The organism is Helicobacter pylori SA221C (assembly GCF_000476855.1).
Taxonomy (GTDB): domain Bacteria; phylum Campylobacterota; class Campylobacteria; order Campylobacterales; family Helicobacteraceae; genus Helicobacter; species Helicobacter pylori_DK.
On the sequence record NZ_CBPT010000005.1, the window covers coordinates 1 to 12,500 of the forward strand.

Annotated in this window: 9 protein-coding genes and 1 other RNA gene; 4 read left to right on the forward strand and 6 right to left on the reverse strand. The window is 38.1% G+C overall.

All coding sequences use genetic code 11. From position 1 onward, the window contains the following. The 4 genes from QU01_RS03720 to pbp1a all read left to right on the forward strand — a co-directional run. Positions 1-304: ABC transporter ATP-binding protein (locus tag QU01_RS03720; RefSeq protein ID WP_033762391.1), on the forward strand; the 304-nt coding region annotated here is incomplete at its 5' end. Between the two features lie 101 nt (positions 305-405). Then, the gene (tlpD, locus tag QU01_RS03725) at positions 406-1,707 is read left to right on the forward strand and encodes a chemotaxis chemoreceptor TlpD (protein WP_033739350.1); all 1,302 of its coding nucleotides are present in this window, start codon (positions 406-408) and stop codon (positions 1,705-1,707) included. Between the two features lie 22 nt (positions 1,708-1,729). After that, positions 1,730-2,851 carry an aminotransferase class I/II-fold pyridoxal phosphate-dependent enzyme gene (locus QU01_RS03730; RefSeq protein WP_033762388.1) on the forward strand — a complete coding sequence of 374 codons (1,122 nt, stop codon included), beginning with the start codon at positions 1,730-1,732 and terminating at the stop codon, positions 2,849-2,851. Next, complete coding sequence (pbp1a, locus tag QU01_RS03735; protein WP_033762386.1) at positions 2,852-4,834, forward strand: penicillin-binding protein 1A; 1,983 nt, start codon at positions 2,852-2,854, stop codon at positions 4,832-4,834. Between the two features lie 2 nt (positions 4,835-4,836). Here the strand turns inward: pbp1a and QU01_RS03740 are convergent, their stop codons facing one another. The 6 genes from QU01_RS03740 to QU01_RS03765 all read right to left on the reverse strand — a co-directional run bounded on the left by QU01_RS03740 (position 4,837) and on the right by QU01_RS03765 (position 12,445). Further along, complete coding sequence (locus QU01_RS03740; RefSeq protein ID WP_025451062.1) at positions 4,837-5,415, reverse strand: tumor necrosis factor alpha-inducing protein; 579 nt, start codon at positions 5,413-5,415, stop codon at positions 4,837-4,839. Positions 5,416-5,538: 123 nt separating this feature from the next. Then, positions 5,539-5,855, reverse strand: an RNA gene (gene rnpB / locus QU01_RS07875) — RNase P RNA component class A. Positions 5,856-5,890: 35 nt separating this feature from the next. Beyond that, on the reverse strand, positions 5,891-7,363 hold the full coding sequence (locus QU01_RS03750; RefSeq protein ID WP_033762382.1) for a disulfide bond formation protein B: 1,473 nt from the start codon (positions 7,361-7,363) through the stop codon (positions 5,891-5,893). A 9-nt stretch (positions 7,364-7,372) separates the two neighbouring features. Then, positions 7,373-7,537 carry a hypothetical protein gene (locus tag QU01_RS03755; protein ID WP_000394803.1) on the reverse strand — a complete coding sequence of 55 codons (165 nt, stop codon included), beginning with the start codon at positions 7,535-7,537 and terminating at the stop codon, positions 7,373-7,375. A 100-nt stretch (positions 7,538-7,637) separates the two neighbouring features. Then, complete coding sequence (locus QU01_RS03760; RefSeq protein ID WP_033762381.1) at positions 7,638-9,503, reverse strand: site-specific DNA-methyltransferase; 1,866 nt, start codon at positions 9,501-9,503, stop codon at positions 7,638-7,640. Continuing rightward, positions 9,500-12,445, reverse strand: coding sequence for a restriction endonuclease (locus QU01_RS03765; protein WP_033762380.1), 2,946 nt, complete (start codon positions 12,443-12,445; stop codon positions 9,500-9,502). Before QU01_RS03765 ends, QU01_RS03760 begins: the two co-directional genes overlap by 4 nt. Between the last annotated feature and the right edge of the window lie 55 nt (positions 12,446-12,500).

Genomic DNA, 12,500 nt, shown 5'->3' on the forward strand with positions numbered 1-12,500 from the left:
TTTAGGTCAAAAGCAGCGCATAGCTACCATAAGAGCCTTTTTAAAACCAAGTAATTGTCTTGTTTTAGATGAGCCAAGCAGTGCAATCGATCCCATTATGGAAAAAGAGTTTTTAGATTTTATTTTTAAAAATTCGCAATCTAAGATGGTTTTAATTATTACGCACCTCATGAGTAGCGTCAAACAAACTGATGAAATTATTGTGTTAGATCAAGGCAGACTGATAGAACAAGGCAACTTTGAAACCCTTATGAAAAAACAGGGATTATTTTATGAATTGTTTTTGAAGCAACAATACTCATAAGCGATTGAGCGCTTCCTTGATTTTAAACGCTATTTCAAAAAATGTTTGGTTATTTTTAGGTATAATCTCAAAAGAATCAAATTTAAATAAGGGATACCACCATGTTTGGGAATAAGCAATTGCAACTCCAAATCAATCAAAAAGATTCTGAGATTGCGGAGTTAAAAAAAGAAGTCAATCTCTACCAAAGCCTTTTGAATTTGTGCTTGCATGAAGGTTTTGTAGGTATTAAAAACAATAAAGTGGTTTTTAAGAGCGGGAATCTTGCAAGTTTGAATAATTTAGAAGAGCAAAGCATGCATTTTAAAGAAAATGCAGAGAGCGTTGATTTGCAAGGGGTTTCTTATTCTTTAAAGAGCCAAAATATTGATGGCGTGCAGTATTATTCATTGGCTAAAAAAACAGGTTGTGTGGGGGAATACCATAAAAGCGATTTGTTTAAGACTTTTTGCTCGAGCTTAAAAGAGGGATTAGAGAACGCGCAAGAAAGCATGCAATACTTCCATCAAGAAACGGGCTTGCTCTTAAATGCAGCTAAAAATGGCGAAGCGCATTCTACTGAAGGGTTAGGGACTGTTAATAAAACAAGCCAAGACATTGAATCGCTTTATGACAAGATGCAAAACGCCACTTCGCTAGCGGACTCCCTAAACCAACGGAGCAATGAAATCACTCAAGTCATTTCTTTGATTGATGATATTGCAGAGCAAACCAATCTCTTAGCCCTAAACGCCGCTATTGAGGCCGCACGAGCGGGCGAGCATGGGAGAGGGTTTGCGGTGGTGGCTGATGAAGTGAGAAAACTCGCTGAAAAAACCCAAAAAGCCACTAAAGAAATCGCTGTTGTCGTTAAAAGCATGCAACAAGAAGCGAATGATATTCAAACCAATACCCACGATATTAACTCCATTGTAGGCTCTATTAAGGGCGATGTGGAAGAATTGAAATCCACCGTAAAAAACAACATGATTGTTGCGCAAGCCGCAAAATACACGATTTATAATATCAATAACCGGGTGTTTTGTGGTCTAGCCAAACTTGATCATGTGGTCTTTAAAAACAACCTTTATGGCATGGTCTTTGGCCTTAACTCCTTTGATATTACCAGCCATAAGAGTTGCCGCTTAGGCAAATGGTATTATGAGGGTGCGGGTAAAGAGAATTTTTCCAACACTTCAGGCTATAGGGCTTTAGAAAGCCACCATGCGAGCGTGCATGCTGAAGCTAACGATTTGGTTAAAGCCGTTCAAGAAGACCACATTACTGATTCAAAATACCTAGAGCATAAAGTGCATTTAATGGAAGATAGCGCTAAACATGTTAAAGAAAACATTGATAAAATGTTTTATGAAAAACAAGACGAACTCAATAAAATCATTGAAAAAATTCAAAAAGGCGAGTGATTGAAGTGCATAAAGTGTTTTCATGTTTTCTAAATCTTTAGAAGCCTTATACCATGCCAAACGATACCGCAAAAGAGAGTTGTTTGATCCTTTACTAAGGGATTACGCTTCTAATGATTATTTGGGTTTGAGCGTTAAAAAAGATTTGCTTGAAAACGCTTTTTGTAAGCTCCAATCCTTTAATTCCCATTCCCCCAAAGCCTCCATGCTCGTGAATGGCTACCACCCTTTGCATGCACAATTAGAAAACCAATTAGCCGCTTTGCTAGGGTTTGAAAGCGCTCTTTTAGTGGGGAGTGGTTTTTTGGGCAATCTGGCTTTAATAAACACCCTTTTAGTCAAAAACGCTCTCTTGTTTATGGACGAACGCTACCATGCAAGCGGAATTTTTAGCGCCAAAGCCAAACCTAGCCAGGTGGTTTTTTTCTCGCACAATGACGCTAAAGATTTGAAACAAAAACTCTTTAACGCCCCTAAAAACAAACTCAAATTCATAGCCATTGAGGGGGTTTATTCTATGGATGCGAGCATCGCCCCTTATGATTTTTATGAAATCATTCAAGAAATCCCTAACGCTTTTTTAATCGTAGATGAAGCCCATAGTTTTGGGACTATCGGCGAAAATTTACTAGGCTTTTTAGAATATCATCGCATCAAAGAAAGAAAAAACATTATCAAACTCAGCACTTTCTCTAAAGCGCTTGCAAGCTATGGGGCGTGTATTTTAGCCCCCTTACAAGTGGTAGAGTTTTTAACCAATCGCGCCAAAAGCGTGATTTACACCACCGCTTTAAGCCTGTTAGACACCGCTTTGACTTTAGCCCATTTAGAATACTTTATCGCGCAAAAACAAGAATTAAAAAAGGAGCTTAGCAAACACCAACAGATTATTTTTGAAACCTTAGGTATTAGAACGCTCGCAGGATTTTTTACTCTAGAATTTGAAAACAATCCCGATCTTTTAAACGCTCATCATTTTTTGAAAGAAAAAGGGTTTTTAGTGGGAGCTATCCGCCCCCCCACGGTTTCTAAACCCCTTTTACGAGTTTCTTTATCCCTCAAAAACAGCCTAGAAGACACTAAAGATCTTGCGAACACCCTTTTAAATTATTCTAAAATACAATCTTCTTTTAAGAGTGATTAAATGCTAAAAAAGATTTTTTATGGTTTTATCGTTTTATTTTTGATTGTCATGGGGTTATTAGCCATTCTTATCGCTCAAGTTTGGGTAACTACGGATAAAGATATTGCTAAAATTAAAGATTATCGCCCAGGAGTCGCTTCACAGATTTTAGACCGAAAAGGGCGTTTGATCGCTAATATCTATGATAAGGAATTTCGTTTTTATGCGCGTTTTGAAGAAATCCCCCCACGATTTATTGAAAGCCTTTTAGCGGTAGAAGACACCCTCTTTTTTGAACATGGGGGGATCAATTTAGACGCTATCATGCGCGCTATGATTAAAAACGCTAAAAGCGGTCGTTACACTGAAGGAGGTAGCACCCTAACCCAACAACTCGTTAAAAACATGGTGCTCACACGAGAAAAAACATTAACCAGAAAACTCAAAGAAGCTATCATTTCTTTACGCATTGAAAAAGTCTTAAGCAAAGAAGAAATTTTAGAGCGTTATTTGAACCAAACTTTTTTTGGACATGGGTATTATGGCGTGAAAACCGCAAGTTTAGGGTATTTTAAAAAACCCCTTGACAAACTCACGCTTAAAGAAATCACCATGTTAGTCGCCTTGCCTAGGGCTCCGAGTTTTTATGATCCTACCAAAAATTTAGAATTTTCACTCTCTAGGGCTAATGATATTTTAAGGCGGTTGTATTCTTTAGGCTGGATTTCTTCTAACGAGCTCAAAGGCGCTCTCAATGAAGTGCCAATTGTTTATAACCAAACTTCCACGCAAAACATCGCTCCCTATGTCGTGGATGAAGTGTTGAAACAATTGGATCAATTAGACGGGTTAAAAACTCAAGGCTATACCATAAAACTCACGATAGATTTGGATTACCAACGCTTAGCGTTAGAGTCCTTGCGTTTTGGGCATCAAAAAATCTTAGAAAAAATCGCTAAAGAAAAGCCAAAAACTAACGCATCTAATGAAAATGAAGACAACTTAAACGCTAGCATGATAGTTACAGACACAAGCACCGGTAAGATTTTAGCTTTAGTGGGGGGGATTGATTATAAAAAAAGCGCTTTCAATCGCGCCACGCAAGCCAAACGGCAATTTGGGAGCGCGATCAAGCCTTTTGTGTATCAAATCGCTTTTGATAATGGCTATTCCACGACTTCTAAAATCCCTGATACCGCGCGAAACTTTGAAAATGGCAATTACAGTAAAAACAGCGAACAAAACCACGCATGGCATCCTAGCAATTATACTCGCAAATTTTTAGGGCTTGTAACCTTGCAAGAAGCTTTGAGCCATTCGTTAAATCTAGCCACGATCAATTTAAGCGATCAGCTTGGCTTTGAAAAAATTTATCAATCTTTAAGCGATATGGGGTTTAAAAACCTCCCTAAAGACTTGTCTATTGTGTTAGGGAGCTTTGCTATCTCACCCATTGATGCGGCTGAAAAGTATTCCCTCTTTTCTAATTATGGCACCATGCTTAAGCCCATGTTGATTGAAAGCATCACCGATCAACAAAACGATGTCAAAACTTTCACGCCCATTGAAACCAGAAAAATCACCTCCAAAGAGCAAGCTTTTTTAACCCTTTCAGTGCTGATGAATGCGGTAGAAAATGGCACGGGGCGTTCAGCGCGCATTAAAGGTTTAGAAATCGCTGGCAAAACCGGGACTTCTAATAACAATGTTGATGCTTGGTTTATTGGCTTTACCCCCACCTTACAAAGCGTGATCTGGTTTGGGAGAGATGATAACACACCTATTAGTAAAGGAGCGACAGGGGGGAGTATTGTGAGTGCGCCTGTGTATTCGCATTTCATGCGTAACATTTTAGCGATTGAACCTTCTTTAAAAAGAAAGTTTGATGTCCCCAAAGGCTTGCGTAAAGAAATCGTGGATAAAATCCCCTACTATTCAACCCCCAATTCCATCACGCCCACCCCCAAAAAAACAGGCGATAGCGAAGAACGCCTATTATTTTAAGCCTACATGGCTATAGGGACTTTAATGTCTCCGTAATTGATAGAATCTTTAAAGATTTCTTCCACTTTAGCCACAAGGATGCTCACCGCTTGATTGTCTAAAGACATTTTATGCAACCCTTCGCTTAAAGCGTCCTTATCAAAAGAACGCGCGCGCACTAACGCAAACACTTCCTCATTGTTAGGATTGATATAAATCCCTAAACGATCCACATTCATCAAGCTGTCAAAAATGGGCTTTGTCATTTGGATAAACATTTCATTAGTGATCTTTTGCTTGATGCGGTTGGATTTGGAAAGGTAAGCCTCTTTGAGTTTGTGCACAATATTTTGCGCCACTCTTATTGTCGCTCTTTTGGTAGCGATTTTTTCTATCTCTTCAGTTGTCTTACCATCTACAATGTGCGAGCTATCCACCCCTTGCGTGAGATACTGGCTGCGATTTTGCAACATCCAATAAGGCACATCTTGCAAGAAAGAATTTCTTTGTGAAGTGTTTGGGCAAGTGCAAGCTTGCAACATCAAAACACCCAGTCCGCACAAAACTAATTGCTTGCTTTTTAAGAAAGATTTTTCTAACACGCTATCCCCTTTGATTTTGATTTTACAGAGTGTAACACAAATCTTTAAAATTTTAAACAATAATTAGGGAAAAAAATAAAAAAATAAAATGATTAAAACTTTGTTTAAAAAATCAACACGCAGTTAAGCATTAGAATAAGCCGGGTTCTGTCAATGGATGGCCATTTATCTGGGAAATATTTTGCAATATTCCTCAAGCGAAGCGTGTATCAATTTAGACTTACCATGCGCTTCTTGCTACAAATTGGGTTTGCCAAACAAGCTAAATTGCTTTAGCTTTGGTGGGCTCTTACCCCACCCTTTCACCCTTACCTTAAAAAGGCGGTTTGCTTTCTGTGGCACTTTCCCTTAGCTCGCGCTAGCCATCCGTTAGATGGAATTTTGTCTAATGTAGCCCGGACTTTCCTCTATTTATAAAAATAGCGACCATCTTCTAATGCGTCAGTATATTAGAAAAAAGTAGCTTTAAAAGAGTTTAAAAATCAAGGGTATAGAGAATATTTTTATTATCCTCATAGCTCACAAGGACAAGCTCATTATTTCTAAACCCCCCAGCGCTGATATTTTTAATCTCTTTAGGCAAGCCATAAACTTCAAGGATCTCTTCTTTTGTGGGGTCTATGACTAAAAGCGTGTTAAATTCCTTACTGAATGCATAAAGTTTATTGTCTTTTAAAGCTAACGCGCTAATAACTAATTCGCCCAATTCTCTTTTTTCTTTAAGTTTGGCATGGCCTAATTCAAGAAGAAACTCCGCATGCACTTGTTTATCGCTATTGAGCATGGAGATGATGATCAAATCCTTATAGCGTTTGTTAGGAGCGCTGATCAAATAAGTCAATTTAGCCCCTCTTCTTGCAGCGCTAATGTAATAATTTTTCGCCCTAGAAGTTTTTAAGCGGCTGCGTTCCACTTCATCAAAAGAGTTAGCCCCTTCTAAAAAATAAGGGTAATTTTTAAGTGCGTTAGCGTTTTTGTTAGGAGTGATTTCTACGCTCGTTTTATTATTGCCCATGATCACAATGTTTTCATCTTCATTGAAATCCGCCCCTACAAACGACCCCACCGTCGCGCTATAATAACTATCCAACACCATGTGGCTATGAATGGTTTTCAAATCGTTACCCGCAAGATAAAGGCCTTGGTTTTCTGTGATAAGCATCGTATTGTCTTCATTGAAATTCAAATCCGTAATCGCGCCATTCAATTTCAAAAAAAGCTCTTCTTTTTTTTCAATCTTTAGAGTTTTAGTAATTTCTAAAGGCGAATGGTTGTAATCATTGTCTTTAGGTAAAGCGCTCAATTTCAAAGGCTCGCCCACATCTCTTCTGCCCAAAACGCTTCGTGGGAATTTCAAATGATCCCAATTCTCCATAGACCAGACAGCTTCTTTCAAATTCCAAGAAAAGCGCACCGGATCGCTTTGCCCTATGTAAGGGAAAGGCCCTGTAGAAACAAACGCTTGAATTGCATTAGAACCCACCACAATAAAGAAAACACAAAACACGCTTTTTTGGAGTGCGTTTAATAAACGATCTTTAAAAGGTTGGGTATTAGGGGCAAAAAAGAGTAAAAGCGCTAACAGCACCACCACGCTAAAAAAGACAAAAAGCGCCCAAAACTGCGTGTGCAAGCCCAAAATAGCGAGTGCAAAGCCCTGCCCCACATCTTCTAAAGCATGACTACCCGTATGATAAAAGCTCTCATATAACCCGCTACTAGCCATGAGCAATAGTAAGGCAATGTATTTAGGCTTAAACCCAAAACGCACCACCAAAAGCGCCACAGCCCCTATTAAAATCATGTTGATGCGTTGCGCCCAGCAAAAAATACAAGGCGAATCTTTCAAAACATAGCCAAAATAAAAATTCGCCAAACCCACAGGAAAGATTAAAATCCCTAAAATCGCCAAAGAAAAAAGATTATAAAATCGGGTTTCTTTATTCATGCATCCCCCTTATAGATTCATGTTAGGCAAAACGCTAGAGCTGTGGGCTATAAAAATAATAAGCTCCACCAACCACACCACAATCAAAATCCCAAACGCCCAATTTTCTTTTTCAGGCTTTTTAAACGCTATCAAAATAGCGGCCAGACTTAAAATCAGTCCTAAAAACTCCATGCCGTTCCTTAAAATTTTCGTAGGATTATACTCAAAAACAAAATAAATAAAAAATGAGAACCAAGACCACTCAAGCGGTTTTAACCCCTTTTCTTTTCAGTCAATACACCACGCTTAAACGCTCCTTAAAGCCAGCATTGAGGTTGAGAAAGGCTTCTAAATCTATCTCTTCATAGCCGTCTAAAAACACCATTTCGTTTTTGCTTTTCGCTAAACGCTCTAACACTTCTTTATCGCACGCTATGCAAAAGTAAGCGTCTTCGCATTTGTAGAGTTTGTCTTTGATGATGATTTCTAGCGTTTCATTGAGAACTTTACCGCATTGTAAGGCTAAATTTAGGGCTTTGTCAAAGGGCGTTAAATCCGATCGGTTAAAAAGCGTTATTTCTTCTTTGTCGTTTGTGATTTGCGCTTTGTCTTGCAAGCTAAAAACTTTAAAGCCCAAATCCAAATCGTTTTCTTTGGATGACTCCAGTATTTTTTGAGCGGCTCTTTTGACCCTTTCTATCGTAATATCGCTAATGACAGGCTTTGGGCTTTTTAAAACATTCTTACAAAAATCATAAGCGCTTTCATCTTCTTTTATCTCTTCATCAATTTGAACTAAAATAAATTCCCTATTGCCTTTATCTTCTGCGTTTAATTCCATCACCGCATGCGCGGTTGTCCCACTCCCGGCGAAAAAGTCTAAGATGATGTCGCCCTCGTTTGGCGTGGTTGAATGCAGAATGATTTTTTTCATAAATTCTACGCCTTTTGGATAAGGAAAATATTCTCCCATTCCCAAATTTAAAAGTTCTTTAGTCGCTGCTTGGTTCATATAGTAATTATCGCTAAATATCAAACTATCAAAAGTCTTTTTTGTGGTTTTTAAATCTTTCAAATAGTGTTTATATATAAAAATGCGCTCGTTTTCTTTATGTTCTTTTTTAAATACTAAACGCCCCTCATTAATAAAATTTTGTATTGTTTTTTCTGTAAAAACCCAAGACCTTCCTTCTGGCGGATATTCAATAGCTTTAGTATATGGATTAGTAAGTGGAAAATTTTGTATTTTAGCATAACCTGGTTTTGTAGGATTACCTGATGTCCACGCTCCATTAGGATCGTTATCGGTGTTTTTGTAATTCTCTAAATTCTTTTCTCCCCCCAAGAGATTGACAAATTCTTTATTTTTCGCATAACAGAGTAAAAATTCATGTTGGTAATTGACGCCCGTTTTAGCGTCATTAGTCGTGCTTTTAGTTTTTCTAATGAAATCAGCCACAAAATTATCCTCCCCAAAAATCTCATCGCACAAGATTTTTAAATTCGCGCATTCGTTATCGTCAATACTGATGAAAATCACGCCGTCTTCTTTAAGCAAATCGCGCGCTAATTTTAAGCGAGGCAGCATGAAAGAGAGCCACCCGCTATGCGTCTTGCTCCCTTGATTGTTTTTAAAAAATTTCAAGCTCTCGCTTTCTATTTCCTTTCCGTTTTCATCTGTTTCCATTAAGCCCACTTCCCTTAAAATCTTTTGATAATCTTTCCTGAAATTATCCGGATAAATAAATTCATCGTTTTTAGTGTTGTAGGGCGGATCAATGTAAATCATCTTTATTTTTTCGCTGTAAGCGGATTTTAAAAGTTTGAGCGCATCAAGATTGTCGCCTATGATAATAGCGTTGTTGGGGTGTTTGCTCGCTGAAGTTTGGGGCGTAAAGCTTTCTTGTAATTTGAGTTGTTTTTGGCAAGGTTCAGAATAAAGGGCGTTAGCAAGCCCTTTTCCCGTCCAAGTGAGCTCATAGCCGCTTATATTATGCATGCTTTCATTGAAGCCTAAAAGCATTTTGATAGCGCTCAAGCTCACTTGTCCGTCTTTTACCGTTTGTGGGAAGTTCTTTAAAAGCATGTCAAAAAGGGGATTCTTTTCTTGCTGGCTTTGGATAATGTTGATACCCATTCTTTTGGCTTTATCTGTCATGGCGTTTCCTTTAATGCGTTTTTAAGCGCGTTTAATAAATCTTGTTTGTTAATGCGTGTGGCAAAAACGACTCGTATTTCTTTTTTCGCGTTCTTTAAATTTTGAGATAGTGTTTCAAAAAAGATCTTAGCGTAGTCAATTTTACGCTTTTCATCTTGCGGGATGTCGCTCTCTTTTTCATAACCTTTGGTTTCGCAAACAAAAAAGATTTTTGCACCCTTTTCATCTTTAAGCAAATAAGCAAAATCAGGCTCATAGTTTTTATAAGGCGTTGGGATTTTAAATTTAGGGAGCTTGGCAAAAACTTCTATGCTTTTACCTTCCAGTGTTTGCACCCCCTCTTCACTCACTTCTTCTTCAATTTTAGAATCATAAATGATCGTATCATAAAGATAGTTTTGGTTTGGAGTTTGCGCGCTTTTGTATTTGCCTAATTTGTGTTTTTCAATCTCATTTTTGGGCGAGCCATCTTCAAAATAGAGCGGATCGGTTTTATCAAAAGCCGTGTTAGAAAAGGCGTTTTGACAAAATCCATAACTCACGCAAGAAAGCAAGTTTTCATGCAACTTATCTTTAATGATGCCTTTAAGCAATTTAAAGGCTTTTTTGGGTGAGTTTGTAAAATGCTCTTTGTTTAAAGCGTTGTAGAGTTCAAGCGTGAATTTTAAGGGTAAGCACTCATCTTTGGCAAAGTCAAGTAGAAGCGTGCTTATTTCTTTTTGTAAGGCGTTAGCGTAGTTTTTGATTTTTAGGGTGCTTGATTGCTCTGTGATGATCTTATTGGTTTGTGGGTCATACCTTTTGCTTTCAAAGATGATTGCCTCACACATCACATGGCTTTCATTAAACGCTTTGGCGATAGATTCTATCAGCTTGGTTTTTTGGATATTTTGATAGCTTAATTGGCTTTGCGCGTTGATGGTTTGCCATAACTCTTTAAATTCCTTAGCTAAATTTTGGCGGATTTTGACTTTTTCTGGAGGCTGATTGGCGTTTATAATTTGATCGCGCTTGTTGGTTGGATCTTCAGCCATTTTAAAGGCGCTTAAAACGGCGTGATATTCTTCATCGCTTAAAAAGCTTTTTATCCTTTCTTCGTTGTTTTGCATTATCTCGCAAATAGGGGCAATGATTTTGTAAGCGTTGTTGGTTTCGTCAAATTCTACGGCGTTTAATGTTTCTAATGCATCGCAAAATTTATTGATCTTTCTTTCATTAAGCCCTAACCTGGCTAAAATCTCTCTGTCTAGCACGCTGCCACCACCAATAAAGCTACTCGCTTCAATCTCTTTTTGCAAATCCTCTATAAAGCCCACTTCTTCGCCACTCACTAGCATGTCAAGGTGGTTTATTTTATAAAAGGCGTTGTCATTGCCTTTTAAAAATCCATGCGTAACGCGCTTGCCCTCTTGATTAAGCGCGATTCTTAACCCGCGCCCCACTTGCTGATGGCGGCTTGTTTCGCTAGTGGAATTTGCCAGTTTAATAAGGGTAAAAATGTTTGGATTATCCCAACCCTCTTGCAAAGCCCACACGCTAAAAATAAAACGCAAAGGCGTTTGAAATGAAAGCAGTTTTTCTTTTTCGCTTAAAATCATCTTAATGTCATTGGCTTCAATATTTTCTTTGTTGCTTTCTTTTTTGCCTTTATTGAGCGCTATGCTATCGCCGCTAAAATAGCCTTGATGGACGCGTAAATTACCGCTCTCATCAAAATCTCTTTTCAAATATTCTCTATAGCTTGGCGATAAATTTTCCTTTGCTAGAATTGAAGCGCGTTTGAGTTTGTAAAGCCTTTCAAATTCGGTTTTAATAAAGGGCGTGCCTTTGTTATCAATTTGCCTAAAATCCTCAATTTTTGGGATAAAAAATAGGCTTAACGCTTTGATGTCTTGGTCAAATAAAAACGCCTCTTTTTCAAAATGCAAGTCAATGGCTTTTTCTAAAAGGGTGCTGATTTCATCTTGCGTGAGTTTATAAGAAGCCTTTTCAAGCGTAGCGCCATCGCTCAAATAAGCCTTATCTTTGGTGGTTTTGACCAAGCTAACGCCGTTAAAAGAAGCGTTAATTTTGCCTAAATCCTCTCCTTTTGAAAGCGTGATTTGTTTAAGAATGCCCGCTTTGTAAAAGGCAATTTTTGCGCTTTTTGAATCCGCATTGAGCAAAAACGGGCTTTGCGCATCTTGCATGACAGAATGGATGCGGATTTGTTTGACAAGGTAATTTCTAAACGCACTGATTGAATCCAAACAAAAGGCTACATTGCTTAAAGCATGCTCTTTTTCTTTGGCAAAAGTCGCCCCAAAGCGAAAATAAAGCGCGCCTATTTTACTAAAATACTTACCAAACGCCTCACCTTTAAGCAAATGCGGCTCGTCTATGATAGAAATAGGCTTTAAATCAGCGATATTTTCAAAAATGCTTTTGGTGTTAAAAAGGTTTTCGCTGTTTTTATTGAGTATGTTTTTTTCGCCCTTGTCAATCGCGCTGTTAGTGAGGAGCAAAACACTCAGTTCGTCTTGGTTTTTAATGTAATGATTGATAATGTTGCTTGGCGATTTAACCCCTTCATAAGTGTAGGTTTTCAGGTGGCGTTTAAATTCTAAATAAAAATAATCTTTCGTAAGGCGGATATTTTGCTTAACCGACTCCAAAATGGCTTTTCGTGGGACAAAGATGATGAATTTATTTTGCCCATAAGCCTTATGGAGTGCAAAAATCAAATTCAAATAAGTGAAAGTTTTGCCCGTGCCTGTCTCCATTAAAATATCAACATTAAGCTTGCCGCTTAAATTTTTGACAGGAATTTCGCATGCAGCATGAAATTGATTTAAACAATCTTTTAGATTTAAGGCGTCGTGGCGCTTAAAATCAAAGCCATCTAAAAGCGTAACAATGTTATTAATACACTCTTGCTGATAGTCTTGTTTTTCAAAAATCATTGGTGTTTTTGCCTTTGGTGTTTACGAGCGCCTTAATCTGAAAGTGGTAAAAAAG